Origin of the sequence: Polynucleobacter sp. Nonnen-W13 (genome assembly GCF_018881735.1) — a bacterium.
Classification (GTDB): domain Bacteria; phylum Pseudomonadota; class Gammaproteobacteria; order Burkholderiales; family Burkholderiaceae; genus Polynucleobacter.
This window is the reverse complement of the sequence record NZ_JACVPU010000001.1, coordinates 265,350-290,915: the sequence shown is the minus strand read 5'-3', so window position 1 is coordinate 290,915 and position 25,566 is coordinate 265,350. Positions and strand designations below refer to the sequence as shown.

33 protein-coding genes are annotated in these 25,566 nt (G+C 44.4%); 12 read left to right on the top strand and 21 right to left on the bottom strand.

Annotated elements, in window-relative coordinates; all coding sequences use genetic code 11:
- Positions 1-3 precede the first annotated feature (3 nt).
- From tolB to ICN27_RS01510, 6 genes are all read left to right on the top strand, one after another.
- Complete coding sequence (tolB, locus tag ICN27_RS01535; protein ID WP_255534925.1) at positions 4-1,311, top strand: Tol-Pal system beta propeller repeat protein TolB; 1,308 nt, start codon at positions 4-6, stop codon at positions 1,309-1,311.
- Positions 1,312-1,436: 125 nt separating this feature from the next.
- Positions 1,437-1,937, top strand: coding sequence for a peptidoglycan-associated lipoprotein Pal (pal, locus tag ICN27_RS01530; protein WP_216268702.1), 501 nt, complete (start codon positions 1,437-1,439; stop codon positions 1,935-1,937).
- Positions 1,937-2,668, top strand: coding sequence for a tol-pal system protein YbgF (ybgF, locus tag ICN27_RS01525; protein WP_216268701.1), 732 nt, complete (start codon positions 1,937-1,939; stop codon positions 2,666-2,668). The genes pal and ybgF overlap by 1 nt, the downstream gene beginning before the upstream one ends.
- A gap of 29 nt (positions 2,669-2,697) precedes the next feature.
- The gene (gene queC / locus ICN27_RS01520; protein WP_216268700.1) at positions 2,698-3,438 is read left to right on the top strand and encodes a 7-cyano-7-deazaguanine synthase QueC; all 741 of its coding nucleotides are present in this window, start codon (positions 2,698-2,700) and stop codon (positions 3,436-3,438) included.
- An 88-nt stretch (positions 3,439-3,526) separates the two neighbouring features.
- Positions 3,527-3,781, top strand: a complete 255-nt coding sequence (locus ICN27_RS01515; protein ID WP_215302514.1) for a type II toxin-antitoxin system prevent-host-death family antitoxin — start codon at positions 3,527-3,529, stop codon at positions 3,779-3,781.
- Positions 3,768-4,058 (top strand): type II toxin-antitoxin system RelE/ParE family toxin, encoded by a 291-nt coding sequence (locus tag ICN27_RS01510; RefSeq protein WP_216268699.1) that lies wholly within the window; start codon positions 3,768-3,770, stop codon positions 4,056-4,058. The genes ICN27_RS01515 and ICN27_RS01510 overlap by 14 nt, the downstream gene beginning before the upstream one ends.
- Here the strand turns inward: ICN27_RS01510 and ICN27_RS01505 are convergent, their stop codons facing one another.
- Genes ICN27_RS01505 through ICN27_RS01480 form a run of 6 tightly spaced genes read right to left on the bottom strand, consistent with a single transcriptional unit; the run spans position 4,059 to position 7,603 of the window.
- Positions 4,059-4,676, bottom strand: coding sequence for a riboflavin synthase (locus ICN27_RS01505; protein ID WP_216268698.1), 618 nt, complete (start codon positions 4,674-4,676; stop codon positions 4,059-4,061).
- A 39-nt stretch (positions 4,677-4,715) separates the two neighbouring features.
- The gene (ribD, locus tag ICN27_RS01500; RefSeq protein WP_216268697.1) at positions 4,716-5,831 is read right to left on the bottom strand and encodes a bifunctional diaminohydroxyphosphoribosylaminopyrimidine deaminase/5-amino-6-(5-phosphoribosylamino)uracil reductase RibD; all 1,116 of its coding nucleotides are present in this window, start codon (positions 5,829-5,831) and stop codon (positions 4,716-4,718) included.
- Between the two features lie 47 nt (positions 5,832-5,878).
- Positions 5,879-6,427: a GspH/FimT family pseudopilin gene (locus ICN27_RS01495; protein WP_255534924.1), complete on the bottom strand. Its 549-nt coding sequence runs from the start codon at positions 6,425-6,427 to the stop codon at positions 5,879-5,881.
- On the bottom strand, positions 6,420-6,749 hold the full coding sequence (locus tag ICN27_RS01490; protein WP_216268696.1) for a hypothetical protein: 330 nt from the start codon (positions 6,747-6,749) through the stop codon (positions 6,420-6,422). Before ICN27_RS01490 ends, ICN27_RS01495 begins: the two co-directional genes overlap by 8 nt.
- A 7-nt stretch (positions 6,750-6,756) precedes the next feature.
- Positions 6,757-7,383 (bottom strand): hypothetical protein, encoded by a 627-nt coding sequence (locus ICN27_RS01485; RefSeq protein ID WP_216268695.1) that lies wholly within the window; start codon positions 7,381-7,383, stop codon positions 6,757-6,759.
- The gene (locus tag ICN27_RS01480) at positions 7,313-7,603 is read right to left on the bottom strand and encodes a hypothetical protein (protein ID WP_216268694.1); all 291 of its coding nucleotides are present in this window, start codon (positions 7,601-7,603) and stop codon (positions 7,313-7,315) included. Before ICN27_RS01480 ends, ICN27_RS01485 begins: the two co-directional genes overlap by 71 nt.
- A gap of 191 nt (positions 7,604-7,794) precedes the next feature.
- Here ICN27_RS01480 and ribBA point away from each other — a divergent pair, with 191 nt between their 5' ends.
- The 3 genes from ribBA to nusB are packed head-to-tail and all read left to right on the top strand — an operon-like array spanning position 7,795 to position 9,986.
- Complete coding sequence (gene ribBA, locus ICN27_RS01475; protein WP_216268693.1) at positions 7,795-8,931, top strand: bifunctional 3,4-dihydroxy-2-butanone-4-phosphate synthase/GTP cyclohydrolase II; 1,137 nt, start codon at positions 7,795-7,797, stop codon at positions 8,929-8,931.
- A 21-nt stretch (positions 8,932-8,952) separates the two neighbouring features.
- A complete protein-coding gene (gene ribH, locus ICN27_RS01470) occupies positions 8,953-9,468 on the top strand; it encodes a 6,7-dimethyl-8-ribityllumazine synthase (RefSeq protein ID WP_216268692.1) in 516 nt (171 codons plus the stop codon).
- A gap of 8 nt (positions 9,469-9,476) precedes the next feature.
- Positions 9,477-9,986 (top strand): transcription antitermination factor NusB, encoded by a 510-nt coding sequence (gene nusB, locus ICN27_RS01465; RefSeq protein ID WP_216268691.1) that lies wholly within the window; start codon positions 9,477-9,479, stop codon positions 9,984-9,986.
- A 35-nt stretch (positions 9,987-10,021) separates the two neighbouring features.
- Here the strand turns inward: nusB and trmB are convergent, their stop codons facing one another.
- The 3 genes from trmB to ICN27_RS01450 are packed head-to-tail and all read right to left on the bottom strand — an operon-like array spanning position 10,022 to position 12,188.
- Complete coding sequence (gene trmB / locus ICN27_RS01460) at positions 10,022-10,819, bottom strand: tRNA (guanosine(46)-N7)-methyltransferase TrmB (protein WP_370624462.1); 798 nt, start codon at positions 10,817-10,819, stop codon at positions 10,022-10,024.
- A 22-nt stretch (positions 10,820-10,841) separates the two neighbouring features.
- On the bottom strand, positions 10,842-11,300 hold the full coding sequence (locus ICN27_RS01455) for a DUF2721 domain-containing protein (RefSeq protein ID WP_216268689.1): 459 nt from the start codon (positions 11,298-11,300) through the stop codon (positions 10,842-10,844).
- A gap of 42 nt (positions 11,301-11,342) precedes the next feature.
- Positions 11,343-12,188, bottom strand: coding sequence for an undecaprenyl-diphosphate phosphatase (locus ICN27_RS01450; protein WP_216268688.1), 846 nt, complete (start codon positions 12,186-12,188; stop codon positions 11,343-11,345).
- Between the two features lie 119 nt (positions 12,189-12,307).
- Between ICN27_RS01450 and ICN27_RS01445 the strand changes: the two genes are divergently transcribed.
- A complete protein-coding gene (locus tag ICN27_RS01445; protein WP_216268687.1) occupies positions 12,308-13,927 on the top strand; it encodes a TolC family protein in 1,620 nt (539 codons plus the stop codon).
- A gap of 4 nt (positions 13,928-13,931) precedes the next feature.
- Here ICN27_RS01445 and waaC read toward each other — a convergent pair whose 3' ends face one another.
- From waaC to rfbB, 5 genes are read right to left on the bottom strand one after another with little or no spacing between them, the layout of a single operon-like run.
- Positions 13,932-14,957 carry a lipopolysaccharide heptosyltransferase I gene (gene waaC, locus ICN27_RS01440; protein ID WP_216268686.1) on the bottom strand — a complete coding sequence of 342 codons (1,026 nt, stop codon included), beginning with the start codon at positions 14,955-14,957 and terminating at the stop codon, positions 13,932-13,934.
- A 41-nt stretch (positions 14,958-14,998) separates the two neighbouring features.
- Positions 14,999-15,565 carry a dTDP-4-dehydrorhamnose 3,5-epimerase gene (gene rfbC / locus ICN27_RS01435; protein WP_216268685.1) on the bottom strand — a complete coding sequence of 189 codons (567 nt, stop codon included), beginning with the start codon at positions 15,563-15,565 and terminating at the stop codon, positions 14,999-15,001.
- The gene (rfbA, locus tag ICN27_RS01430) at positions 15,562-16,485 is read right to left on the bottom strand and encodes a glucose-1-phosphate thymidylyltransferase RfbA (protein ID WP_216269228.1); all 924 of its coding nucleotides are present in this window, start codon (positions 16,483-16,485) and stop codon (positions 15,562-15,564) included. Before rfbA ends, rfbC begins: the two co-directional genes overlap by 4 nt.
- Before the next feature lie 25 nt (positions 16,486-16,510).
- Positions 16,511-17,473, bottom strand: coding sequence for a dTDP-4-dehydrorhamnose reductase (rfbD, locus tag ICN27_RS01425; RefSeq protein WP_216268684.1), 963 nt, complete (start codon positions 17,471-17,473; stop codon positions 16,511-16,513).
- Positions 17,474-17,488: 15 nt separating this feature from the next.
- Positions 17,489-18,547: a dTDP-glucose 4,6-dehydratase gene (gene rfbB / locus ICN27_RS01420; RefSeq protein WP_216268683.1), complete on the bottom strand. Its 1,059-nt coding sequence runs from the start codon at positions 18,545-18,547 to the stop codon at positions 17,489-17,491.
- A gap of 231 nt (positions 18,548-18,778) precedes the next feature.
- On the opposite strand from rfbB, the gene ICN27_RS01415 reads away from it, so the two are divergent.
- Positions 18,779-19,210 carry a GtrA family protein gene (locus ICN27_RS01415; protein WP_216268682.1) on the top strand — a complete coding sequence of 144 codons (432 nt, stop codon included), beginning with the start codon at positions 18,779-18,781 and terminating at the stop codon, positions 19,208-19,210.
- Positions 19,211-19,362: 152 nt separating this feature from the next.
- Positions 19,363-19,983 carry a class I SAM-dependent methyltransferase gene (locus tag ICN27_RS01410; protein ID WP_216268681.1) on the top strand — a complete coding sequence of 207 codons (621 nt, stop codon included), beginning with the start codon at positions 19,363-19,365 and terminating at the stop codon, positions 19,981-19,983.
- Positions 19,984-19,987: 4 nt separating this feature from the next.
- Here the strand turns inward: ICN27_RS01410 and ICN27_RS01405 are convergent, their stop codons facing one another.
- The 7 genes from ICN27_RS01405 to ICN27_RS01375 are packed head-to-tail and all read right to left on the bottom strand — an operon-like array spanning position 19,988 to position 25,538.
- The gene (locus tag ICN27_RS01405) at positions 19,988-20,770 is read right to left on the bottom strand and encodes a DUF5672 family protein (protein WP_216268680.1); all 783 of its coding nucleotides are present in this window, start codon (positions 20,768-20,770) and stop codon (positions 19,988-19,990) included.
- A gap of 22 nt (positions 20,771-20,792) precedes the next feature.
- Positions 20,793-21,713, bottom strand: a complete 921-nt coding sequence (locus tag ICN27_RS01400; RefSeq protein ID WP_216268679.1) for a DUF6492 family protein — start codon at positions 21,711-21,713, stop codon at positions 20,793-20,795.
- Between the two features lie 5 nt (positions 21,714-21,718).
- The gene (locus ICN27_RS01395) at positions 21,719-23,071 is read right to left on the bottom strand and encodes a hypothetical protein (protein ID WP_216268678.1); all 1,353 of its coding nucleotides are present in this window, start codon (positions 23,069-23,071) and stop codon (positions 21,719-21,721) included.
- Positions 23,072-23,095: 24 nt separating this feature from the next.
- Positions 23,096-24,067 carry an aspartate carbamoyltransferase catalytic subunit gene (locus ICN27_RS01390; RefSeq protein ID WP_216269227.1) on the bottom strand — a complete coding sequence of 324 codons (972 nt, stop codon included), beginning with the start codon at positions 24,065-24,067 and terminating at the stop codon, positions 23,096-23,098.
- A gap of 5 nt (positions 24,068-24,072) precedes the next feature.
- Positions 24,073-24,579 carry a bifunctional pyr operon transcriptional regulator/uracil phosphoribosyltransferase PyrR gene (gene pyrR / locus ICN27_RS01385; protein ID WP_216269226.1) on the bottom strand — a complete coding sequence of 169 codons (507 nt, stop codon included), beginning with the start codon at positions 24,577-24,579 and terminating at the stop codon, positions 24,073-24,075.
- A gap of 1 nt (position 24,580) precedes the next feature.
- Complete coding sequence (gene ruvX, locus ICN27_RS01380; protein ID WP_216268677.1) at positions 24,581-25,006, bottom strand: Holliday junction resolvase RuvX; 426 nt, start codon at positions 25,004-25,006, stop codon at positions 24,581-24,583.
- Positions 24,999-25,538 carry a YqgE/AlgH family protein gene (locus ICN27_RS01375; protein ID WP_255534991.1) on the bottom strand — a complete coding sequence of 180 codons (540 nt, stop codon included), beginning with the start codon at positions 25,536-25,538 and terminating at the stop codon, positions 24,999-25,001. The genes ruvX and ICN27_RS01375 overlap by 8 nt, the downstream gene beginning before the upstream one ends.
- Positions 25,539-25,566: the final 28 nt, after the last annotated feature.

Sequence of the window (25,566 nt, the reverse complement as noted above, 5' to 3'; positions counted from 1 at the left end):
AGCATGTTGCAAGTTGCTAAAAAGTATTTTTCATCAGTAGTGTCAGTAACCCTAGCGGTATTATCAATGGCCGGACTGAGTTCTTCAGCGCTAGCCCAAATGAATATTGAAATCACCGGCGTAGGACAGTCCCTCTATCCTATCGCAGTGATGCGCTTCAAAGATGAGAACAAACTACCAACTAGCGTAACTGACATCATTCGCCAGGACTTAGCGCGCAGTGGTTATTTTAAAAATACCGAAAACGGTAATGCCAGCGAAAGTGATGAAGGCACACCAAACTACAAATCTTGGGCGGCTCGTGGTGCAGATGCTTTGGCTTTAGGCTCTGTGGTGCAGACTAGCGCAGGTCAATTTGAAATTCGCTATAAGCTTTTTGATATTCGTAAATCCGAAAGCCTTGGCGGCTTAAACATTAATTCCAGCACAGATAATTTACGTGCAGCAGCTCACAAAATTGCCGATGACATCATCCTCAAGCTATTGGGTGAGCGCGGTATTTTTTCAACCCGACTCTCTTACGTTATTAAAGAAGGTAAACGCTATCGTTTAGTGATATCCGATGCGGATGGTCAAAATATTCGTAATGCCATGAATAGTAGTGAGCCAATCATCTCCCCATCATGGTCACCTGATGGCAAGAAAGTAGCCTACGTTTCTTTTGAAGATCGTAAGCCAGTCATCTATGTTCACGAGCTCGCTACTGGCCGCCGCATTGCCCTCTCAAACCAAAAAGGCAATAACAGTGCGCCAGCCTGGTCACCCGATGGCAAAAAGTTAGCGATCTCCCTCTCAAAAGACGGCAATACCCAGATCTACAGCATCAACGCTGATGGAACGGGCTTACAGCGCCTTACTCGTGGTTACACTATTGACACTGAACCTCAATATTCTGCTGATGGTCGTTACATCTACTTCACAAGTGATCGTGGCGGCAATCCACAGATTTACCGCATGAGTGCTGAAGGTGAACAGGTTGATGGCGCCAAACGAATTACCTTCAAGCAGGGTTTTGTCACTTCGCCACGCATTTCACCGGATGGTAAATATTTAGCCTATATCGCCAATATTGGTGGAGCCTTCCGCCTCTATATCCTCAATCTAGCAACAGGCGATTCCCAAGCGCTCACCGATGGAACTAGCGATGAGTCCCCTTCTTTTGCGGCAAACGGTCGTTATGTTCTGTATTCCACTAAGGTAGGCGGCAAACGGGTTTTAGCTGCGGTGTCAGTGGACGGAAACTCTAAGCAAATATTAAGTATTCCGGGGTCTGATGTACGTCAACCGTCTTGGGGACCATTTATGGACTAAGCCTTACTAGGCCATAGCTTGGCTGCCAGATCTTTCTGACGAAATAGCCAATATTGAGCTCTTAGGGGCATAATATTGGCTATTAGCTTATTTAGTTACTCAGTTTGTAGGAAAAAGGACAGATCATGAAGATTTCTATTGCACGCCGTGCAGCAACCCTCAGCCTTGTTGGCGTAATAGCACTTTTTTTGGCGGCATGCTCTAGCGTCAAACTAGATGATGTTGACGGTGCTAATGGTGGCGGTAGCGGAAACTTTGGCTCACAGCCATGGAATGATCCAAGCAGCCCACTCTTTCAGCGTAGTGTGTACTTTGATTTGAATGAATACACCGTTCAAACTAAATACCAAAAACAATTATCTGCTCATGCCAGTTTCTTAAAAGCCAATCCTAAGCAAAAAATCATCATTCAAGGCAATACCGATGAGCGTGGCACTGCAGAGTACAACTTAGCTTTAGGTCAGCGTCGTTCAGATGCAGTGCGTAAATCACTCAATTTGATGGGTGTTTCTGAGAATCAAATGGAAGCAGTGAGCTTTGGTAAAGAAAAACCTAAAGCTGAAGGTGATAACGAAGCGGCGTGGGCAGAAAATCGCCGTGCTGACATTGTTTACATTACTAACTAATGCGTACCCTTACACACTCTTTTAAACAAACGCTCTCACGAGCGTTTTGTTTAAGTGCTGCGGCTCTTTGCTTAAGCACCTCGAACAATGCATGGGCGATCTTTGCCGATGATGATGCACGCAAAGCCATCTTAGATTTACGCAAATCATTTGCGACTGCACAAATGGATTTACAAAATCAGATTGAAAAACTCAAGGCTGATAATGCGGAGCTTCGCGGCAAGATTGAAAACCTTGAAAAGCAAGGTGACGATATCAGCACCAGCCAGAAGACTTACTACCAAGATCTGGATAGCCGCTTAGGCAATTTTGAGCCCCGTACAGCAACCATTGAGGGTATCAGCGGCACAGTTCAACCTGGCGAGAAAAAAGCTTATGACGATGCCTTAAAAGCCTTCCAGTCAGGCAATCTCAAGAGGGCAGATGAGGGCTTCGCAGCTTTTGTGAATCGCTATCCCAAGAGCCCATATGTACCATTGGCACTCTTTTGGAGTGGCAATAGTAAATATGCCAACAAGGATTACGCCGGTGCGATTGCTCAGCTACAAAGTCTCATTAAGCGCTACCCAACACATCCCCGTGTTCCATCAGCTATGTTGACTCTAGGCAATGCGCAATTGGAGAGTGGCAATAAAGCAGCTGCCAAGAAAACTTTTAGCGAGATCATCAGCAAGTATCCAGATACTGAAGCAGCAAAAGATGCGCAGCAACTCATCGCCGCTACAAAGTAATTCAGTAACTAAGGCTCCAATACTTTTCCATGTCTAAGTTATCTGCTGCTTTTCAAAATATTGCTCCTCGCAAGCCAAATGCACCTGCCGTCATTTTGTTTTCTGGTGGCTTAGATTCGAGCACAATTCTGGCTCTGGCAAAAGACCTTGGTTACGCGCCCTATGTTTTGTCAGTTAGTTACGGTCAACGTCACTCTTCTGAGTTAGCAGCAGCAAAACATATTGCCAAGAAGATGGGCGTCATTCGTCACGAGGTAGTGAATTTAGACCTTACTCGCTTTGGTGGTTCAGCTTTGACTGACTCATCCATCGATATCCCAATTACCCCAGGCAAAGATCTAGAAATCCCCGTGACTTATGTTCCTGCTCGCAATACGATTTTGCTATCACTTGCTTTAGGCTGGGCTGAGTCATTAGGCGGCCTAGATATTTTTTATGGCGCCAACGCCGTTGACTACTCAGGCTATCCAGACTGCCGTCCAGAATATGTTGCTTCATTTGAGATGATGGCGAACCTGGCAACTAAAGCCGGTGTTGAGGCGCTTAATAATGAGAATCGCTTTCGGGTTCATGTGCCGATCATTAGCATGAGCAAAGCAGAAATTATTCAGCTGGGCACTACCTTAGGTGTTGATTACTCGCAAACCGTTTCTTGCTACCAGGCAAACGATTTAGGTGAAGCATGTGGTGAGTGTGAATCTTGCCGCCTAAGACAAGTAGGCTTTAAGCAGGCCAACTTAAGCGATCCAACGCGCTACCGGAGAGGCTAAGCTAAATCAGAGTGATTCCCCACTCTGCAAAGGGTTTGACTTTTTAGAAAAAACACATAATAATGCACTAAATTATGGGTATTTTATTATGACAATTACACAAACCATTCATGCCAAAACTACAGTCAGCATGACTGATCTTAGGCGTAATCCGAGCAAAATTTTAGAGATTGCCGGGGACCTACCCGTGGCCGTCCTGAATCACAATAAACCTGAAGCCTATTTATTGTCAGCAAAAGCGTATGAAGCACTTCTTGACTTGGTGGATGATCTCTCACTCATCAAAGTCATTAAGGCACGCAGTACAGGAAAAACTGTGAAAGTAAAACTTGAAGACCTATAGTCTTGAGTTCAATGTACTTGCTTTAAAAGAGTGGCAAAAATTAGATAACTCAGTTCGTAGCCAGTTCAAAAAACAGCTTGAGAAACGAGTTCAAAATCCCAGAATTACTTCTGCCAAGTTACATGGTGACCTAGATAATTTCTATAAGATAAAACTAGCAGCACTTGGCTACAGGCTAGTTTATGAAGTCATAGACCATAGACTTATCGTTCTTATTATTGCAGTTGGTAAGCGAAATCAGTCAGCTGTTTACAAAGAAGCAGGCAAAAGAAAATAGTTACTTAGGTTGAGTTTCCAACATCCGCGCTACATAGCGCGCAATTAAATCTACCTCTAGATTCACTGCATCACCCTGCTTTAGCTTGCCCAAGGTCGTGTTCTCGAGTGTGTGGGGAATGATGTTGATATCTACTAAGCAAGCGTCTTGACGATCTTGCGTTTTATTGACTGTTAAGGAAGCGCCATTAACAACAATCGATCCCTTGTATGCCAAGAATGGGGCCAATGTCTTCGGGGCTTCAATTTGCAGAAGCCAAGAACCATAAGCATCCTCAGCGACAGTTGCAAAGTGCAATACCTTGCCAACACCATCCACATGCCCACTTACCAAATGGCCGCCTAAGCGATCATTTAGTCGCAAGGCTTTTTCCAGGTTCACTGGCCCCACTTTATCTAGGCCAATCGTCTTATTCAAAGACTCACGCGAGATATCTAAAGCGAAAGTAGTATCAGTCAATTCAGTGGCTGTCATACAAGCACCTTGAATCGCAATACTGTCACCCAAAACAACATCATCGAGATATCCAGGGGGCACCTCAACCACCAAATGCAGGCCGTCGCCTTTATCTTTAGCACTCTTGATTTGACCAACTGCCGTAATAATTCCAGTAAACATATTGAAATCTTAAATAGGTTATGTAATTTTCTTGAAATGCTATTTCTTGTTTAGACGCAAACGAAGATCAGAACCAAACAGAGTTTGATCGATGATTTGCCAATCTTGACGTTGATCTAGTGCTGTCAATGGGGCGATATTAGTCATCCCAATACCCTCACCCATAAAGAAGGGTGCGTAGTAGAGCAACAATTCATCAACACAATTTTCTCTCAGCAAGGATCCATTGAGCTTAAATCCAGCCTCGACATGGATTTCATTCATGTGACGCTCTTTTGCTAAATACGCAAAGAGTTTAGGTAAATCCACCTTGCCATTCGCGTTAGCTATCGCAAGGACTTCAACACCAAGTGCATCCAATGCTTTTGCTTTGTCTTGACTCTCCTGAGAATCCAAGGAGGCGCAAACCAAAATGACACCGGATGCTTGGGACTTACTCAATACCTTAGCATTCAGTGGTGTCTCGAGCTTAGAGTCCACAATAATTCTCCAAGGCTGACGTTCGGTTTTGACATCTCGCACATCAAGGCTTGGGTCATCTTCTTTAACGGTGCCGACACCAGTCAATATGGCGCAAGCTTGAGCACGCCAATGATGGCCATCCGCCCGAGCTAAGGGGCCAGTAATCCATTGGCTTTGGCCATTTGCTAAAGCTGTCTTGCCGTCTAAGCTGGCAGCGATCTTCATGCGAACCCAAGGCAAACCTCGAGTCATTCTAGAAATAAATCCCTGATTCAATGCTTGAGCTTCAGATTCCAATAAACCACAACGCACATCGATGCCCGCAGCCTTTAATCGCTCAAGACCTTTGCCACCAACCAAGGGATTGGGATCTGACATTGCCGCAATCACTAAGGATGGTTTAGCCGCGATTAAAGCGTCGACACAAGGCGGCGTTCTACCAGTGTGATTGCAGGGCTCTAAGGTGACATAGATCGTAGATCCAACAGCGTCCAAACCATTGGCCTTTACATCAGCTAATGCCTGAACTTCTGCATGGGATCCTCCTACCCTGTGGGTGTGTCCGCGCCCAATCACTACTCCGCCTTTCACAATGATGCATCCGACCCGTGGGTTGGGGTTAGATAGGTAAAGGGCATTTTGAGCCTCGACTATTGCCTGGCTCATAAATTGATGGTCGACTGCGGTGTACATAGGTCTATTAAAACCGATTGTGGGCAGAAGCAGCAAATTTACCCACCTTACTTGCAGGCTTTGGAGTCCTTAGTAGGATCGCAAATTCTCCAGCGACCCCCGCTGCCTAGTATGAGATGCCTCTCGAGCCTAGACTCTCGGTCGTGACCCAATATCAGACGATTCGCTACAAACCCACCTTGGGCTGTTTTGGCAGCCCCAGCTGCGTTAAATAAAATACCCCTCTTGGATGTATGAGGGTCAATAAACTGCCTACCCCCACCCTTGAAATACACCCGCCCAAGATCGCCTTGAGAAATCCACCGCCGCTCAATACAAGCTGATTTTGGTTGACGTTTATCGCAAACGTTTTTAACCACCCAACCCTCTTCCCATAGATCTCCATTCAATGGAGTAATGTGTACAGGCACGCCCAATACAAATGCTTGAGCTCTTGCAAATTGAGCATGCGCAATAAATCGTCTCGCAATGGTGTCAACGTCTCGAGCGGCCATTTGCTCATGCAATAGAGGCAATGTCGATATCGCCATGATGGCAATAATTAATACAACAGCCATCAACTCTAACAAGCTATAACCTTGGTCTTGCTTATTCAAAGTTCTGTCGCCAATTTAACCGTGTAGCGATATTGGTTTTTTCATCTAAGAATATGAGAATCTCCAAACTAGGTTTTGATTTGCTCGATAGCAACCAAAGATTTTTTCCGACTGACTGTATGTGGCAAGGAGGATTTTCTATGACGGTGATATTAGAAAGATGTTGCTCACATTCAAGAAGAGCTTTTTCTGCGGCAATAAATTCCTTCTGAGCTTCTACATAGGTATTGACGCTCATAACTTCAAGTGCAGTTAAGCGCTCTAACTGAAAGACCAGCATAGAGAGTAGCGTCAGTAGCGATAAGACCCAAGCAAGAACCATAGTAGATTCACCGTAGATTACGAGTGGTAAATATTCGCTCAAAGCTCTGGTGAATGGATCCACCATCAGTCATCTCCAGATTTATCTTAAAAGCCTTACCAGCACTGGCTGGAAGCGGCTCAATGGAAAGGTGGTGAATGCTATTCATTAAGGTTGTGTTTTGGATGCGCCCCTGACGATCAAGTGATTGGCAGATTAGAGAACCGCCATTGACCTTCACTCCTTTTGGAGTAGATGCTTGCCGATCCACTAAAAATCCTTGCTGCGATAAATTGTTTTTAGTGCGCTCTTTTGACAAAGTATTACCGATGCAATCGAAGTCAACCCCTTGAGAAATCTCCTGTTTCACTATCAGCGAGTCAGAACCTCGATATCCGCTATTTTTCTGAATCTGAATGTAATTACCCGAAGGAGAATTTTTTCCTATAGATGCAATCGCTGAATTAGCATTTTGATAACCAGCCATCCGAATAGCGCGCCCGATTAATTCCAGTGCACGATCTGCTTCCGAAGTAAAAGACTGTGATTTTTCATTCTGGATTTGTTTGGCGATGAACTCACCGCTATTTTTTATGAGTGGTGCGACCAAGACTAGAGATAGGGCGAGACCGACGAGACATTCCAATAGATTCATCCGCTAACTTTCGTGAAATTTGGTTTGAGTGATTTAGTTGCGCAGCAGTCAATATGTCGAGCTCATGCCTGTCCATCTCTTTTCTGAGCTCTGCCCTTTTCTCCTGGAGTTGACTTAAGCGCAAAATCATCCCTTGATAGGTATTGCTCAAGCCCACCCAACTACTTGCAACTAGACTCATGGCCACCAGAACCTCTAGTAAGATGAATCCATTAGCCATGACATTTGATTTAAGGGGTGGCGAGGATTTTTGAATTCGAAAGTGCACAGCCCATTTTCTCGAGATGAAGGCTGCAAAAATAGGCCTTTCATGGGTACCCACTGTCAGAAAAACTGGATATTGCTCCAATATTGACCGCAGGATCCTAGGCTGAAACCCGAAACCCCCTCCTCAGCTTAAAATAGAGGGCTATGCAAAATAACCTCGCCTCCACAGAAGAAATCGTTGCCGAGCTCAAAGCCGGCAAGATGGTCATTCTGGTCGATGAAGAAGATCGCGAGAATGAAGGTGATTTGGTACTTGCTGCCGATCACGTCACTCCAGAGGCTGTGAATTTCATGGCCAAGCATGGTCGTGGCTTAATTTGCCTTACTTTGACGCGTGAGCGCTGCCAACAAATTAACCTACCCCTAATGGTGCGGGACAACGGCACTTCGATGGGCACTAATTTCACTGTTTCGATTGAGGCAGCCAGTGGTGTTACTACTGGTATTTCAGCAGCAGATCGTGCCCACACCATCAAGACCGCAGTTGCCGCAAATGCGAAGCCTAATGATCTAGTTCAGCCAGGCCATATCTTTCCATTGATGGCGCAACCCGGTGGCGTATTGATTCGCTCTGGTCATACTGAGGCTGGATGTGATTTAGCTGCAATGGCTGGTTGCTCTCCTACTGCCGTTATTTGCGAGATCATGAAAGATGATGGCAGTATGGCACGATTGCCAGACTTGTTCGAGTTTGCAAAAGAACATCAATTAAAGATTGGCAGCATTGCCGACCTAATTCAATACCGCAGCCAACACGAGAGTATTGTAGTTCGCGAGGGTGAGCGTGAATTCACCACTCCTTGGGGCAAGTTTCAAGGAATCATTTATCGCGATACGCCAAGCTCTTGCATTCACTTGGCGCTAGTTCATGGCAAACCCCTAGAGACTAAAGAAACCTTGGTCCGCGTTCATGAGCCCGTCACAGTATTAGATTTCCTGGACTCGAATGTCAGTACGCACTCCTGGCCTTTAGCCCAAGCTTTGCAGAAGTTAGCTGCAGCCCCTTCTGGTGTGGCAGTTCTTCTCAATGCTTCTGGCGTTGCAGCTCCTAATGATGCAGACTGGTTAGCTCATTTTCATAAATTAAATGGCACACATGCTGAAGCTGCAGTAAAGTCACTAGCTCGAAAAACTGATTTCCGTAGCTATGGCATCGGCGCGCAAATCCTCAAAGATATCGGCGTTGGCAAAATGCGCTTACTCGCCAATCCTATTCCAGTGCCTAGCCTTTCCGGATACAAGCTTGAAGTAACAGGCTACACACCATTTAAATCTAATTAATAAGCAATTTCGGCAAACAATATGAATACAAGTAACGATGAATCCGCAGTAGGCGTACTCGCCACCGACCTCAATGGCCAAGATCTGCGTGTAGGTATTGTGCAAGCGCGCTTCAATGAAGAGTATTGCGTTGCACTCACTACCGCTTGCATTGAAGAGTTAATCAAACTGGGTGTGTTGCAATCTGACATCAAATTGGTCACCGTCCCAGGCGCACTAGAAATCCCCTTTGCACTGCAAAAGCTTGCTGAAACAGGCGAGTTCGACGGCTTGGTTGCGCTAGGCGCCATCATCCGTGGCGAGACCTATCACTTTGAGCTGGTTTCGAATGAATCTGGTGCTGGCATTACCCGTGTTTGCCTTGAATCTGGATTACCGATTGCCAATGGTGTCCTCACCTGCGAAACGGATGAGCAAGCCCAGGTTCGTGTTCAGGTAAAAGGTGCTGATTGCGCAAGAGCTGTTGTTGAAATGGCTAACTTGGCTTTAGCCCTTACTCCCGATATTGATTTTGAAATCAATCCTTCAGAAGAGTAATTCCTAAAATGAATAAAAACTTACCTAGCCCACAGACAACATCAGGCACACCCAGTGCGCCCAGCGCTCCTAAACGTTCACTCACACCACGTCGTCGTGCTCGTGAATATGCCTTACAAGGAGTTTATCAAAGCCTAGTTATGCGCCGAGCAGGTAGTCTTCCGAATGCTGCGGCAATCGCCAAGCAGTTGGCTGAGGATCCTGGCTTCCGCCGTTGCCAACACGATTTGTTTCAGGGTATTTTTACTGGCGTCCTAGAGCGTACTGACGAACTAGAGGGCATTATTACCCCAGCCCTCGACCGTCCGATCAATGAGCTGTCTCCTGTAGAACATGCTGCCCTACTCATTGGCACATACGAACTGGCTATTGATTTGGCTGTTCCCTATAAAGTGGCTATTAATGAGGCCGTGGAATTGGCGAAAACCTTTGGTGGCACTGATGGCCATAAATACGTCAATGGCGTACTCGATCTGCTAGCGCAAAGATTACGTAGCACTGAAATTCAGGCTGGTTAAGCAGCTAGCTGTGGTCTCGCTCTTGGTGATTGGTTTTACTTCTTTTTGTAAACCAGGTCCCACACTCCGTGGCCTAACTTAATTCCGCGGTTTTCGAACTTAGTGGTCGGCCTGTATGCAGGCCTCTCAACATATCCAGGATGCTTAGCATCAAGCTGCTCGAGGGTAGGTTTAAATTCTTTAAGGGGCTTTTTAGCAAGCTCAAAATCACTTGCTGTATCAGCCGCAGAAAAAGTTTCAATATTCATTTGCTCGGTCGAGGTATTCACTAAATCAGGCTCCGCATTTAAAACCAACAACATTTGCTCAGCATAGTTATGCCAATCGGTTGCGAGGTGTAAATAAGCTCCGGGCTTTAAACGAGAAATTAATAATCTTACAAACTCTGCTTGAATCAAGCGTCGTTTGTGATGGCGCTTCTTATGCCATGGATCTGCAAAATAAATATGGATGCCATCTAAAGAATTGGGGGCAATCATTTTTTCTAGAACCTCAACGGCATCGTGACGAATCAGACGCAAATTGGTGAGATTATTCTCGCCAATCAATTTCAGTAGGGCGCCCACCCCAGGAGGATGCACTTCAATCGCCAAGAAATCATCTCCGGAGCGCAAAGCAGCAATTTTGGCAGTGGTCTCACCCATACCAAAACCAATCTCTAAAATCTTGGGATGTGATGAGCCACTGAATTCTCGCTGCAGATCTAAAGGCTGATCCTGAAACGGAATCAAAAACTGGGGACCCAGTTCATCAATGGCGCGTTGCTGTCCGGCAGTAGTCCGGCCTGCACGCAGGACAAAGGACCGAATACGATCTGTTCTTGTGGTGTTCACGAAATACTGATCTTTAAAAGATTTATTTTGGAAAGGGTGTATTCCAGCCAGCCGAACAATAAGCATAAACCACTTCACTCAAAACGATAGAGAGCGAAGTCATAAATGAGATCAGGCCAAGCACAAAAGTCCAAATGACATAAGTGGCCTGCAATGATCGAACCGCGCCCGCTTGAAAGAAGAAAAGTTCTAGTACTGTAAGTGAAATAAATACACCACTTAATACATCAAAAAATATAGCGGCAGTACAAAGACGACCCCGCACTTTTGCTTCATTAGCCTCTTTCATCATGTGATTCAACAGGACTTGATCCTGAATCCCACCTTCTTGAATGCGGTGCTGAATAGCCCTCATACGATCCACTGAACGAGCCAAGCGAGCAGAGATCGCATTAATCAAAGTAGCTACTGCAGTCAATAAAAATACTGGGGCAAGGGCTAATTGAATATTATTCGTAATTGCGTCTATTGATACATCCATTCGTTTTCCAGTCGATCTTTATTAATATTGATGAGGGCCACTTCAATGTGACCAAGCGACTAAACCAGTGTATGCACTTAATAACACCAGCACACCAAAAATGATTCGATACCAAGCAAAAGGAATAAAGTTGTGTCCAGCAACATAATGAATCAGCCAGCGTACGCAAATGAAAGCCGATACAAAAGCAGAAATAAAGCCGACCATAATTGCCCAAGTAAAGTCCCCAGATAAAGAAACAGGGTTCTTCCAAAGCTTCAGTAACTCATAGGCAGTAGCACCACCAATAACTGGGATAGCCAAGAAGAATGAGAACTCAGTAGCTACTGCACGCGGTAAACCAAATAACATTCCACCAATAATGGTTGCTCCGGAGCGGGAGGTTCCTGGTATTAAAGCGGCGCACTGAGCTAAACCCACCTTCAATGCATCCAAAGGAGTGAGCTCATCTACCGACTGAATGGAGTTTTTGCTCGCGATGACTGTTTTCTGACGTTTCTCAGCCCAAAAGATTACGAGTGCCCCTACGATAAAAGCGCTAGCAACCGGAATGGGTGCAAACAATACAGCCTTGATATGTTTACCAAACAGAAAGGCAAGACCCATCGCAGGAATCGATGCAATGACTAGGTTTATTACAAAACGCCGAGAGATTGCGCTTGTTTTGATAGTACAGGCCACCTTCCAGAGCTTTTCTCGAAACTCCCAGCACACCGCCAAAATGGCACCAAACTGGATAATGACCTCGAAGGCTTTTCCCCGCTCATCATTGAAGTCAAGCAAATCACCTACCAAAATCAGATGTCCTGTGCTGGAGATTGGCAAAAACTCCGTTAAGCCCTCGACAACACCCAGTATTACTGCTTTACCTAGCAAAATTAGATCCATAGTCCTGATTTTATAGATAGATGAAGCCTTACAGAGGATTTGGCAAAATGAGGTTCAATTAAGGCGTTTTGCTGAAATAAGCCTTAAACTTCATGGCACATAAAAAGTAATTGAATCAGATGACCCCAGCCCGTTTTCGCCTCTCGCAACTTAGCACCTTTGGCCTAATCCTATGCCAAGTGCTCGGACTCAGTGCGACGTCAACCAATACTTTTGCGCAGGCTGCCAACGGGGCAAAGCCATCGCTACCTACCTCAATGAGCGCTCCATCCTTAATTGGGCTAGATATACCCCCACAAATGGTGGTTGCCCCTAAGGTGGCTATACCGACTTCTGATGCACCCTCAAACCTTAGTGGAAATAGTACAGCCAACCCCGCTGGACAGACTTCAGACCTCATTCGCCTTTATCAAGAGGCTGCATTTAGCGATCCAGTTCTCAATGCCGCACGCTTTAACTACCAGGCAAGCAAAGAACTCTATTGGCAGGGCTTATCTCTTTTACTGCCCCAAGCAAGTGCATCCCCGATTGGCACTAGATACTATCAACATGCAACCAATGGATCGGCCTTAACAAGTTATTCGGCTAACTCTCGCGTTTTTGATCAAAAGGGTTATACCGTAACCCTCACACAACCCGTTTTTAACGTGGCAGCATTTGAGGCATCAAAGCAAGGCGATCTCAATACGAAAATTGCAGACATGCGTTTTTATTTAGCGCAACAAGATCTGATCTTGAGGGTCTCGCAAGCTTACTTTGATGCACTTACTAGCCAAGACAACGTAGAACTTTTTCGCAATAAGAAAAGTCTCATTAAGCAACAGCTTGAGATCGCACAAGCTAAATTTGATGCTGGCATAGCCACCATTGTTGATGTCAATACAGCACAGGCAGCATTGGATCTTGCTAACTCTCAAGAGATAGGTGCTCAAGCCGATTTAGTGGTTAAGCGTGGCGTATTGGAACAACTCACTGGGCGCCCAGTAGGCCCTCTAAGGCCACTCATCAAAGAAGCGAAGATTGATGGAGTCTTAAAAGATCCTCGCTCAAAAAATAAAGATAGTAACGGCATCCCTATTGCGGAGAGTGTTAACCCACAACTACCAAAAGGCCAAACTCTCGATGATTGGATCCAGCAAGCTGAGACTGCAAACTTTAATGTCTTGGCAGGCCAACTATCTGTCAGTCTTGCTGAGAGTACTTACCGAGGCTCACAAGCACTCAACTATCCTTCTGTAAACTTTGTTGGAACAGCCGGCTACAACACCGCTAATGGAAGTGCTAATAGCTATGCTCCTTCAAACACTAATATTTACAACAATACGATTGCCCTGCAAATGACAATCCCACTGGTTTCGGGAGGATTTAATAGCTCTGTCATTCGTCAGAATGCAGCCTTGCTTGATGCAGCCAAAGCTAACTACGATAATGCTCGGCGCACTGCAGCTCAGAATACTAGGACTGCCTTTACTGGATTTTACGGGGGTCTAGCTAGCGTCAAAGCCTATGAAGCAGCAGAGCGATCATCTAATTTCGCACTAGAATCCAGCAAGCTAGGATTTCAAGTGGGGACGTTGATCAATATTGACGTGTTAATCGCACTAGATACCCTCATTACTACCCGCTCACAATTACAGCAGGCGCGTTACAACACCATTCTCAATGCGATGAGGCTTAAAGCGCATGCAGCTACACTATCAGATGAAGATCTGCTTTCTATCAATGCACTGCTGCGCTAAGAACTTACTTTAGAAGCTTTAAGGATACGTCAAGAACCTCTTGAACGCTTGGTGGATCTTGAATATCACCTACATTAGCAATTCGCTTAGACCAATAGCCTTCAGTTTTCCAGCGTGGTGAATCGCAATAAATTTCTACTGTAGGTTTATCGAGCACTGCTGCTAAATGCGTCAGGCCAGTGTCCACCCCTACCGTTAAGGTTGCGCCAGCGATCACTATAAAAGCCTCTTCAATAGAAAAGGCTGGTGGTACTAGGGCCCCAGGAATCTGCGAGGCAAGCAATTGACTCACAGATTTTTCAGTGGCATTTCCCCAAGGAAAAACCACTTGATATCCTCGAGCAGATAAATCTTTACCTAGCGCAACCCAATTCTCATTAGACCAACGCTTAGCTTCTCTGGCCGTGGAATGAAAGCATAAGATATAAGGCGCTTTCATGCCCTCAATAGTGCTATTGGAAATTCCCTGCACAAAATTAGTAGGGTAGAACTGAGGTGTATCACCTCGTCCTATCAAAGGCCAATGCAAGGCTGAGCACATCACCCAACGCGAACGATCAGCAGCATGACACTGCCTAGGAACTTGTACTGACTGATTGTAGAAAAATCTAGCCAGTGGCTCGTATCCAGAAAACTCCGTTGCATTAGCAAGACCTACAACTAAGGCATTAGAGCTTTTCTTAGCAAGGGAGCATACGATGGCTGATTTAAGTAGGCCCTGCGTTTCAATCAATACATCGTAAGTAGTGAATTGAAGTGATTTTCTAAACGCAAAAAACTCTTTCCAGATCGCCAAGCCAAAGAGATTTTTCTTCCAGCGGCGTAAACTAAAAGGAATGATGCGATCAATTCCCCTAAAACCATCTCGAGTCAATAAGGGCTCAAGTAGGTGAACATAGCCCTCTTCCACCACCCAATCAATTTGCGCGTCCGGTAAGCGTGCACGCAAGTCCCACACAATCGGCAAGTTGTGTAATACATCTCCGAGGGAGGATAGTTTTACTAGCAAGATTTTGGGAGAATTGCTCATACGAGCATTATCTTATCTTTTAAAAATACCCCTAAATTTAATTAAAACTTAGGAGCAGCATCCCACGATAAACCAGCAGAATCTTTGGCATTCATATTTGGGGCAACACCGGCAGGCAGGGGCCATTCAATGCCGACGGTCGAATCATTCCAGGCTAAGCAGGCTTCACTTTGCGGATGATAGTAGTCGGTCGTTTTGTATAAAAACTCTGCGGTTTCTGATAAGACGAGGAAGCCATGGGCTAAGCCTGCAGGAATCCACATTTGCTTATAGTTTTGAGCGCTCAATTCAACGCCAGCCCACTTTCCATATGTCGGTGAATCTCTACGAATATCCACAGCAACATCAAAAACACTGCCTGCTACAACGCGAACGAGCTTACCCTGGGTCTGTTCCAATTGATAATGCAAGCCACGCAAAGTCCATTGGCGTGAAAAGGAATGGTTATCTTGAACAAACTCCACATTCAGACCAGTAGCCGCCGCAAAGTCTTGAGCATTAAAGGATTCAGTAAACCAACCACGTTCATCACCGAATACTTTAGGCTCAATTACCAATACATCATGAATGTCGGTAGGTGTGACTTCTAGCTTCAAAGATGTGATCATCCAATTATCTTCTTATGCGATAAGGAAACGGCTTGGCCGGAGGTATTGAGCTCATTAACAATCTTACTGAGGTATTGACCATAGCTATTCTTACTTAGTTGAGCGGCAACTTTAAGAACATCTTCAGCACTGATCCAACCTTGGCGATAAGCAATCTCTTCAGGGCAAGCCACCATCAGGCCCTGACGCTTTTGCAGAGTAGCAATGAAGCCTGCAGCATCCAATAAAGAATCATGTGTTCCGGTGTCAAGCCACGCAAAACCACGACCCATGATTTCTACGCTGAGCTCGTTCTTTTCAAGATAAACGCGATTGACATCGGTAATCTCAAGCTCACCACGTGCACTAGGCTTAATAGATGATGCGATATCACACACCTGGTTGTCATAGAAATAGAGTCCTGTTACCGCATAACTACTTCGTGGCTCAAGGGGCTTCTCTTCAATTGATAATGCTTTGTAATCTCTATCAAATTCGACAACGCCATATCGCTCTGGATCATTTACGTGATAAGCGAATACAGTTGCACCACCAGTACGATCATTAGCGCTATCCAACTGATCAACTAATTCATGGCCATAGAAAATATTGTCTCCAAGAACTAAGGCGCTTGGATTATTACCAATAAAATTCTTCCCCAGAGTAAAGGCCTGAGCCAATCCATCAGGAGACGGCTGAACACAATACTCAATATTTAGACCCCATTGCGAACCATCGCCAAGCAACTCGGTAAAACGAGGCGTGTCATGTGGTGTAGAAATTAACAAAATATCCCTAATGCCTGCAAGCATGAGCGTCGTTAAAGGGTAATAGACCATCGGCTTGTCATAGACAGGCATCAGCTGCTTAGAGACCGCTTGAGTAACTGGGTACAAGCGAGTGCCAGAGCCCCCCGCCAAAATAATGCCCTTACGATTCATCTGATTTACTGCCATAGCATTCTTTCTAGATAAGTCCATCTTTAGCCAAATGAATGACATAAGACCGGACAGCCTTATCCCAAGGCTGGTTCAATTGTTCTAATTTTGACATATCGCCCCGACCTGCAAATACTTGATGCAGTTTATCCGTAGACATCTTTGAATTCATGGGTCTAGGAGCAGGCAAAGGATATTCCGCAGCAGGAATGGGCTTGATTGCACTTGGCACTGCCTTCAAGGTCACTCCAACTTCTAATGCCACTTGTACCGCTAAGGTTGTCAAACCGTACCACGTAGTTTCTCCAGCGGGAACAGCGTGGTAAATGCCAGAAGAAAATTCTTTGATCTTTAACTTGTCATCTGCCACAAAATCTAAACTCACTTTCGCTAACCATGCAGCACTTGTTGGCACGCCATACTGATCATCAATGATCTTCAGCTCTTCACGATCTTTAGCGAGTCGCAAGATGGTCCGAATAAAATTGCCACCATCTCCATACACCCAACTAGTTCTGAAGATGGCATATTGACCATTACCGGTATTGCTAGCAAAGATTCTGGCAATCGCCTCTTCACCAGCAGCCTTGCTTTTCCCATATACCCCTAAAGGGTTGCGCATGTCGTCTTCTAGGTAATAGCCATATTTCTCACCATCAAAGACGTAGTCTGTGGAGTAGTGCAGGAAAGTAGAGCCATGGTCTGATGCATATTGCGCCATGACTTCAAGGGCTTTTGCATTAATCGCAAATGCTTGATCGATTTCGGTCTCAGCCTTATCAACTGCGGTATATGCCGAAGCATTAATAATCAGCTTGGGCTGCAATTGATTTAAGAGTGCGCTTAAAGCGGTCGGATCAGCAAGATCGCATTCAGAGCGGCCTACATATTGAATATTGGGCTTATCTGCCAAAGCAGGCATAAAAGAGCTTAATAAAACATGAAATGCTTTACCTAATTGACCATCCTTGCCAAACACCAAAATATTCATAGAGATGAATCAGCTTTAGTTATATTGCTTTTGCAACCAGTCACGATAAGAGCCACTAACTACGCCCTCCACCCAAACAGGATTGTCTAAATACCATTGCACCGTTTTACGAATGCCTGTGTCAAAGGTCTCTGCCGGCCGCCAACCAAGCTCACGCTCTACCTTACTGGCATCAATAGCATAGCGACGGTCATGACCAGGGCGATCCTTTACGTAGGTAATTTGATCTACGTAAGACTTGCCATCAGCACGTGGCTTTAATTCATCCAGAATTGCGCAGATAGTTTTAACGACATCAATATTCGCTTTTTCATTCCAGCCACCAATGTTGTAAGTTTGACCTAATTTTCCCTTAACTAATACTTCACGAATGGCCGAGCAATGATCGCCAACATAGAGCCAATCACGGATCTGCTGACCATCACCATAAATTGGTAATGGCTTACTGTTAAGTGCATTCAGAATCACCAATGGAATTAACTTTTCTGGGAAGTGATATGGTCCATAGTTATTCGAGCAATTAGTTGTAAGCACAGGAAAGCCATAGGTATGAAACCAGGCGCGCACTAAATGATCGGAGGCCGCCTTGGATGCGGAGTATGGGCTATTGGGCTCATAAGAGTTGGTTTCTGTAAATGCAGGAGCAGCGGCAGACAGCGAACCATAAACCTCATCAGTTGATACATGATGAAAGCGGAAGGCTTGCTTGGCAGACTCATCTAAACTATTCCAATATTCACGAGCACACTCAAGCAAATTGAAAGTACCAACAATATTGGTGGTAATAAATTCAGCCGGCCCATGAATTGAACGATCCACGTGACTCTCAGCAGCAAAGTTGATAATCGCACGCGGCTGATGCTTCTTAAGCAATCTAGCAACTAAATCTTTATCACCAATATCTCCATGGACAAAAACATGGCGAGGATCATCCCTCAAAGACTCTAGCGTGGCTAAATTACCCGCATAGGTCAGCTTGTCGAGATTGATAATTCCCTCAGCTTTTGGATCAGCCAACCAATCCAAAACAAAATTGCCACCAATAAAGCCCGCGCCGCCAGTTACTAGAATCAAATTAAGCCCCAAAAGAATTAAATTTCTTGATTATTTATTTTATTAGACAAAAACAATAATAATCGCAATTAATAATCCGAAATAACCCATTAAAAACGGCTTCAAGAAAAAACCTATACAATCAAAGATTGTTTGATCACTTAATTTACTCTAGAGATAAGCTGCATCCATTAATATATTCGTGATTCAATAAATACTCACCATCATAATTAATCATTGCGAAATAAAATAATGAAGTTGGTTAATTTTTTCTGGAACAACGAATTATATAAATATTTCATTGCATCTTTGCTGTCTTTAGCTCTTGATTTAGGGTTATTTTCTTTTTCATTAAGAATTTTACAATTGACATGGATGCAATCTGCATCCATAGGATTTTTATGCGGAGTTATTTCTGCCTATTTATTTAGCATTTATTTTGTATTTTCTACGCGTAGCATTCAAAAAAGACCTTTAGTGGAATTTGTTATATTTTCACTAATTGGAATTTTGGGCTTAGTAGTCACTCAAATTTCCCTATACATCGGCATTGAATTGCTTAGAATTCTCCCTAGAGTAATCGTATGCACAGTAGCCCAAATACCCAATAACACAGAGCTTATAAAAATCAGAATTACCCCGACTTTATTGAGGTCAGGAACTCGCAATATTCGCATTAAATGACTATTTCCATGTATTTATATATAGGGTGTTTATTTTATCGAATTTCCCTTCAAATTAGCTATTTCATAATAAATCTAAAGGGCGCAGTCAAAAAGATGAAATAATTACTACATAAATTCATCACTCAGCCAAAAACAACTCTTTAGTCAAAAATGTTCCCATTTAAAAATATCTTTGCCACCATTGCTCTCCTCACAAAATCCAATCAAACCTTCTTAAAGGTTAAACGTATTCGCAATCTTGATGGCATCTATGAAAAATATAGCGCTAAAAGTCTAGGACTTTCAGAATCGACCACCTTAGATCTTGGCTGTGGCGCAAATCCTCGCAATCCTTTCCAAGCAAACATCAAATGGGGGATTGATATTCGCGAAGATCTTGATCATAAGATTAAAAGTGTCGATCTCACTATTCATTCAATTCCATTTGAAGATAGGACTTTCGATTACATTACTGCCTTTGACTTTATTGAGCATGTTCCACGGATAATCTATGCACCGGACTGTAGATTTCCCTTCATTCAGCTCATGAATGAGATATGGAGAACGCTTAAGGAGGGGGGAATTTTTTTCTCATTCACCCCGGTTTATCCATTCAAAGCAGCTTTTAACGATCCAACGCATGTGAATTACATTACCGAAGAGACGTTTGATTACTTTAATGACGGTATACGACTAGGAAGTATGTATGGATTTACCGGTAAATTTACAGTATTGGAGCAGTATAGAACCCATACCCACCTCATATCGATACTGAAGAAAGTTAAGGTTTAATCTTTTACTGGAATTGCATTCGTAAATATTGCCTTCTGTATCTCCAGATAAAGCGAATGCGGGCCTTTAGCATCTGAGCGACTGATTTTCTATCGCTGCTTACTAAGTAATTGAACAAATCATAAGCATCAATATTCCTAAGAGTAAGGCCTGGAGATAGAGATAAAAATTCATTGATTTCTTTGTCAGACAAAACTCGACCAAAATTAAAGAGTCCATGAAAACCAAATGCGTCATGCCATTCTGAGCGCTCAACAGCAAACTGTTCAGCAGCCTCAGATGGCGCAAACTGGATGCCGCATTCTTTTTCAAGAAAGTCTTTGTTATCCACGCAAATACAATAGTCCTCTGGATGCTTCCTGATAAAGCCTGGGCGCTTGATTGCTTGCAATAGCTTGACTGAGCGCAATGAGAAGCCACCATTGCCTACAGGAGTTTGAGGGTGGTGGGGCCAGACTGGACCGATATAGTCATAGTCTAGAAATTCATTGCGCCAGAGATTAGGGTGCGTGATAAAACTATCCCACTGAATGATTAGCACATGGGAGCCCACTACATACTGGTCAATCCCTGTTAGCAGGAGGTTAGAATAATCCTTAGTAGTCGCAATGGGTGGAGCCTGAGCATATTCAATATCTGCCCGTTTGTTATTAACTAAATTAATATTGGTTATCAGCACTACCTTAGCAAAGTGAGTACCTGCTAGGCATCTATCAATTGCCCAATGCGCTAATTCTGGATCCCTTGTTTCAACACAAAGCAGGGTGACGTTCGATAAATTCAGCATTGTTTAGTTATTGGCATTCAAACTAAAAGAAGCCAGCTATAAGTAAAAGCTTAAAATGCATCTTCTTTAGAGCTCGCTTTACTGTTCTCCATACTCTTGATGACACGCTCTTATTGGAAGGGCCAAAATCCCCCCAACTCTCCCAGTTGGATTGATAGACGACTCCTAAGTAGTCATGAGCTAAGAGACTTTCCTTATAGCCCAACACTTGATCTGCCCACAATTGATGCTCATAGTGATAGTGTTTAAATAGTTGCTCACGTGGGTAAATTGGAACGGCGCAAAAATTTATGAGTGACTCCCCATACCATGTAAATTCTGACCCACAGAGCAACACTGCGTCCAAGAAGTTCATGTCATTTGGAGTGAGATACTTTTCATCCAAAGACTCCCAAACCTTAGCGCTCCACAGGAATGGAGCATAACCAAAATCATAAGTCACACCAGTTCGCCCTAAGGCAGCCTTAATAGGCTCGCGATCCGCTAAAAAATGTTGGCGAATTTTCTTAGGTCCAAAACGCTCAGTAGCTTGAAGTAGATCACGGCCCTCATGAATGATGGAATAAGGTACATCATCTTTGAAGATGAAATCACGCTCATCGAAATCTCGAATAAAAATACAGTCTGAATCCAGTACCAAATAATTTTTTGAAATCTCAAGCCTCCAAAATTCAGACTTGATAACCTGCTGCCTTAGTCCGCCACGAATGGAGTACAACTTTTGAATATCTAATTTTGGATTGGCTACAAAAATATCTTTTTCATCAAAAATAATGACATCAAATTCTTTTAGGTATTTTTTGAATAGTTCCACATCATCCGCTGGAACGGATATATAGAAAGGAATCTTATTTTTATTGTGCTTATGAATGCTTTCAGCCAACTTCACAGTTCGCAACAAGTCTTTTCTGAAAGTGCAGCAATACAAAACAAAATTCAACATAGTCTTTAATCTTTCTTTTGAGTACCACTAGATAAACTTTTGCTTACCTTTGCCAAAATATTATGAACGGCTTGATCAACTCCAACCAGTAGCCACTTGGGCTCCATCAATTGCTGATTTTTCCAATCCAGCCAGATTCTTTCTAAAGCAAGCGCTACAGCCTGAGGGTCACTCTGCGGACTTAGGTAAGCGCCCCGATTGAGCAGCATCTGATCTAGCTGGGGGTTGCGATGAGTGATACCCCAAATTGGTCTACCCGTCCAAAGATAGTCATAAAGTTTAGAGGGAATGTATTCTGCGCACCACTCGTCGTTACCGTGCAAGAGAATCAACACATCTGCAGATTGCATTTTTTCCACTACACGCTCTCTACCCGATTTACCAGTTGCTGGATCTTTTTCTAGACGGCCATGGGCCAATAAAATATCCTCAAACTTCAGGCTTTTCACAACCTCAGCTGTTAGGGGATCCAAATGGGCACCGTAAGCATGCACCCGAATCTTCTGCCTAGCTTCGGGGAATTTCTTGAATAGCGGGACAAGCGCCTTAAGAATGATTGAGAGAGAGCGATCGTTTGCCAATGATCCAAAGTGGCATAAATTGAGATGCTCAGAATATTGGTGCATCTTCGATGCACTAAGACCTCCCGGAGGCTCTGCACCTGGCAGAATCACAAAACCATGGGCATTGTTTGGTGTATTGAGATTCGGATTGCGAACTTTTGCGTAATGCAAAGCACCATCTGTAAACCACCAAGCTAAATCTGCATATTTGCAAATTTGTTTTTCGAGATATTGGCGAAATTGCGCATCGCGATTTTTGGGCTTATCAAAACCAGGATCAATTGGGCTCTGACGTATGACTAGCGGATCATGAATCTCCAATATCCAAGGTAATCCAGTTTTTTTCTTGAGCCATAAACCTGCTAAGTGGGCAGACCAAGCGCCTCCAGTCGAGTAGATTAAATCGACCTTACCATCTCTTATTAGCTTTAGACCATGGAAATAAGCCGGCATTGCCCATGACCATTGACTAGAGTAACCAAGAAAGAATTTCTCCAGCGCAATAAACGGCGCAAGCACCAGTGAGACCAATCCCGTGGAGATCTTGTAAAACCATCCCCTGCCGTATTGATTAGCAATCCAATGCCGGAAATCAAAACGAAAAGCTGCTGGACCCCAAGCTAGAAATTGTTTATGCGGAAAGCGGGCATCTTTAATGCCAGTAATTGCACTAAAGACATGCGGCTTGATACCAGCATCTAATAAATAAGGGATCTTGTCAGTAATGGTGAGACTAGATGCTCGTCCATCCATATTGAAGCCATGCGACAGAATCAACCAGTTCTTTTTTTGCATTGGCGCAATTGCTCGCAACAGAGACTAGTTACCAGCAACGATGGACATCACCGCCATACGCACTGCAATGCCAAAGGTGACTTGATTGAGAATGACTGACTGAGGACCATCCGCTACAGCAGAATCAATTTCTACGCCTCGATTCATGGGACCTGGATGCATCACAATGGCATCAGGCTTAGCCAAAGCCAAGCGCGTAGGCGTTAAGCCATACTGCTTAAAGAAAGCATCGCCCTCTGGAACTTGTCCTGCTTCCATGCGCTCCTTCTGAATACGCAAGGTCATGACTACATCAACACCCTTTAAACCTTCTTCCATACTGTGGAATACTTTTACTCCCAGCATATCTAAATCGCTTGGCAAAAGACTCTCGGGTCCAATCGCACGAATATCTGTACAACCCAAAGTTCTCAATGCGCAAATATTCGATTTAGCAACTCGGCTGTGCACAATATCGCCCACAATCGCTACTTTCAGACCGCTAAAGTCTTTCTTAAAGTGGCGCATCGTATACATATCCAACAAGCCTTGGGTAGGATGCTGGTGACTACCATCACCGGCATTGACTACGTGAACATGCGCAGGAACGTGCTGGGCAATCTCAATCGGCGCTCTAGAAACACTATGGCGCACTACAAAAATATCCGCCTGCATAGCCACTAAGTTATCAATCGTATCTAAAAGACTTTCGCCTTTTGCAGTAGAAGATGTAGAGATGTCTAAGTTAATGACATCTGCTGATAAACGCTTAGCAGCAATCTCAAAAGTAGTGCGAGTGCGCGTAGAGTTTTCAAAGAACAAATTAAATACACTCTTGCCACGTAAGAGCGGTACTTTCTTCACTTCTCTAGCGGGATCAGTCACACTCACAAACTGTTGTGCAGTATCGAGGATATGGAGTATTTGCTCCTTCGGCAAACCCTCTAAAGTAAGCAAGTGAGTTAACTCACCAGCGGCATTGAATTGATTTACCGGGGCGTTTACTAGGTCGTTCATTCCGCTCATGCTACCCGTTCCTCTAATTGGAAGCTGAACTTACCAGCATTATCTTTTTCTAAAACCAATATTTGATTCTCTGGAACACTCACTCTCTCTCCTACAAAGTCGGATGAGATCGGCAACTCACGGTTCTCACGATCCGCCAAAACCATCAACTCGACTTGGGCAGGTCTACCAAAATCAAATAACTCATTGAGCGCTGCACGAACCGTACGACCAGTAAGCAAAACGTCATCAATCAAAATCACGTTTGCACCATTGACCTCAAAAGGAAGATGGGTGGACATCGTGCTGGCAGTGCGAAGCGCTGTGATCCCCTTCTCAGCATAGTCATCGCGATGAAACGCCACATTAATTACGCCAAAGTAGGGAAGATTTAAATCGGTAGCTAAACGTTCTGCAATCCACGCTCCACCCATTGCAAGACCGGCCAACTCAAATACCTCACCAGCCTTTTTGCGCTGACTTAAAGTCTCTAGTAATTTCAGATAGGACTGCTCTGCATTCATCTCAACTAATCCAATTCTTTTCAAGGAAATACTGCTCTAAAATCAAGGCCGCAGACTGTGCATCCAAATTGTCTCGCATATCGGGGTCACCTTCTAAAACGGCAGAGGTATAGCGCTCATCCACCCACTCCACCGGCAACTGAAAGCGTCCGTTCAGCTGATTACCAAAGCGGCGGGCCATGGCACTCATCTCATGCTCTGTACCGTCAGGATGGCATGGCAAGCCCACCACCAACCGATTTGGCAGCCATTCTTTTATAAGGGCCTGAATAGCCCTAAATCGCACATCCTCTGATGGCTCCTCAATAATCTTTAAGGGCTGGCCAACTTTGGTCAAAGTATTACCAACGGCAACACCAATCCGCCGCGTCCCAAAGTCAAAGGCCATCACTGTCAACTCTGCGTTCCTACCAATACTCTCAGGCATGTCCTGCCTCGCCAGATAGATGGGATGGGTCAAACCCCAACAAACTCATTGTCTGCTCATAGCGCTGGCTAGAGGGCGTATTAAAAATAATCTCAACCATTTGCTTCTGGGACAAGGGAACATTGATCCAGCCATTGAGAGTAATTTCTTCCTCCAGCTGGCCAGCACTCCAACCTGCATAACCTAAGGTCATTAAGAATTTACTAGGTCCAGAGCCGGCTGCCACCGCCTCAAGCACATCCTTGGATGTTGTCATAGTCAAACCGCCTGGAACGGCCAATGAAGAGCTATAAGTCACCTCTGTAGTAGGCTCGTGCAGGACAAAACCACGCTCGATTTGTACTGGACCACCAAAATAGACCGGTTGCTCAGATACTGGCTCGGCCTCCAGCTTGACCTCAATTTTTTCAAATAAGGCACCCATATCGAGCTCGGTTGGGCGATTAATTACCAAGCCCATTGCACCGCGTTCGGTATGCTCAAAAAGATAGATAACTGAACCTGCAAAATTGGGGTCGACCATCCCTGGCATGGCAATGAGGAATTGATTTGCTAGGTGG

Excerpts from the sequence above, each read along its gene's own strand:
- tolB (WP_255534925.1), top strand. The coding sequence starts at position 4 with ATGTTGCAAGTTGCTAAAAAGTATTTTTCATCAGTAGTGTCAGTAACC.
- pal (WP_216268702.1), top strand. The coding sequence starts at position 1,437 with ATGAAGATTTCTATTGCACGCCGTGCAGCAACCCTCAGCCTTGTTGGC.
- ybgF (WP_216268701.1), top strand. The coding sequence starts at position 1,937 with ATGCGTACCCTTACACACTCTTTTAAACAAACGCTCTCACGAGCGTTT.
- queC (WP_216268700.1), top strand. The coding sequence starts at position 2,698 with ATGTCTAAGTTATCTGCTGCTTTTCAAAATATTGCTCCTCGCAAGCCA.
- ICN27_RS01515 (WP_215302514.1), top strand. The coding sequence starts at position 3,527 with ATGACAATTACACAAACCATTCATGCCAAAACTACAGTCAGCATGACT.
- ICN27_RS01505 (WP_216268698.1), bottom strand. The coding sequence starts at position 4,676 with ATGTTTACTGGAATTATTACGGCAGTTGGTCAAATCAAGAGTGCTAAA.
- ribD (WP_216268697.1), bottom strand. The coding sequence starts at position 5,831 with ATGTACACCGCAGTCGACCATCAATTTATGAGCCAGGCAATAGTCGAG.
- ICN27_RS01490 (WP_216268696.1), bottom strand. The coding sequence starts at position 6,749 with ATGGTTCTTGCTTGGGTCTTATCGCTACTGACGCTACTCTCTATGCTG.
- ICN27_RS01485 (WP_216268695.1), bottom strand. The coding sequence starts at position 7,383 with ATGAATCTATTGGAATGTCTCGTCGGTCTCGCCCTATCTCTAGTCTTG.
- ICN27_RS01480 (WP_216268694.1), bottom strand. The coding sequence starts at position 7,603 with ATGGCTAATGGATTCATCTTACTAGAGGTTCTGGTGGCCATGAGTCTA.
- ribBA (WP_216268693.1), top strand. The coding sequence starts at position 7,795 with ATGCAAAATAACCTCGCCTCCACAGAAGAAATCGTTGCCGAGCTCAAA.
- ribH (WP_216268692.1), top strand. The coding sequence starts at position 8,953 with ATGAATACAAGTAACGATGAATCCGCAGTAGGCGTACTCGCCACCGAC.
- nusB (WP_216268691.1), top strand. The coding sequence starts at position 9,477 with ATGAATAAAAACTTACCTAGCCCACAGACAACATCAGGCACACCCAGT.
- ICN27_RS01455 (WP_216268689.1), bottom strand. The coding sequence starts at position 11,300 with ATGGATGTATCAATAGACGCAATTACGAATAATATTCAATTAGCCCTT.
- ICN27_RS01450 (WP_216268688.1), bottom strand. The coding sequence starts at position 12,188 with ATGGATCTAATTTTGCTAGGTAAAGCAGTAATACTGGGTGTTGTCGAG.
- ICN27_RS01445 (WP_216268687.1), top strand. The coding sequence starts at position 12,308 with ATGACCCCAGCCCGTTTTCGCCTCTCGCAACTTAGCACCTTTGGCCTA.
- waaC (WP_216268686.1), bottom strand. The coding sequence starts at position 14,957 with ATGAGCAATTCTCCCAAAATCTTGCTAGTAAAACTATCCTCCCTCGGA.
- rfbC (WP_216268685.1), bottom strand. The coding sequence starts at position 15,565 with ATGATCACATCTTTGAAGCTAGAAGTCACACCTACCGACATTCATGAT.
- rfbA (WP_216269228.1), bottom strand. The coding sequence starts at position 16,485 with ATGAATCGTAAGGGCATTATTTTGGCGGGGGGCTCTGGCACTCGCTTG.
- rfbD (WP_216268684.1), bottom strand. The coding sequence starts at position 17,473 with ATGAATATTTTGGTGTTTGGCAAGGATGGTCAATTAGGTAAAGCATTT.
- ICN27_RS01415 (WP_216268682.1), top strand. The coding sequence starts at position 18,779 with ATGAAGTTGGTTAATTTTTTCTGGAACAACGAATTATATAAATATTTC.
- ICN27_RS01410 (WP_216268681.1), top strand. The coding sequence starts at position 19,363 with ATGTTCCCATTTAAAAATATCTTTGCCACCATTGCTCTCCTCACAAAA.
- ICN27_RS01405 (WP_216268680.1), bottom strand. The coding sequence starts at position 20,770 with ATGCTGAATTTATCGAACGTCACCCTGCTTTGTGTTGAAACAAGGGAT.
- ICN27_RS01400 (WP_216268679.1), bottom strand. The coding sequence starts at position 21,713 with ATGTTGAATTTTGTTTTGTATTGCTGCACTTTCAGAAAAGACTTGTTG.
- ICN27_RS01395 (WP_216268678.1), bottom strand. The coding sequence starts at position 23,071 with ATGCAAAAAAAGAACTGGTTGATTCTGTCGCATGGCTTCAATATGGAT.
- ICN27_RS01390 (WP_216269227.1), bottom strand. The coding sequence starts at position 24,067 with ATGAACGACCTAGTAAACGCCCCGGTAAATCAATTCAATGCCGCTGGT.
- pyrR (WP_216269226.1), bottom strand. The coding sequence starts at position 24,579 with ATGAATGCAGAGCAGTCCTATCTGAAATTACTAGAGACTTTAAGTCAG.
- ruvX (WP_216268677.1), bottom strand. The coding sequence starts at position 25,006 with ATGCCTGAGAGTATTGGTAGGAACGCAGAGTTGACAGTGATGGCCTTT.
- ICN27_RS01375 (WP_255534991.1), bottom strand. The coding sequence starts at position 25,538 with ATGCCAGGGATGGTCGACCCCAATTTTGCAGGTTCAGTTATCTATCTT.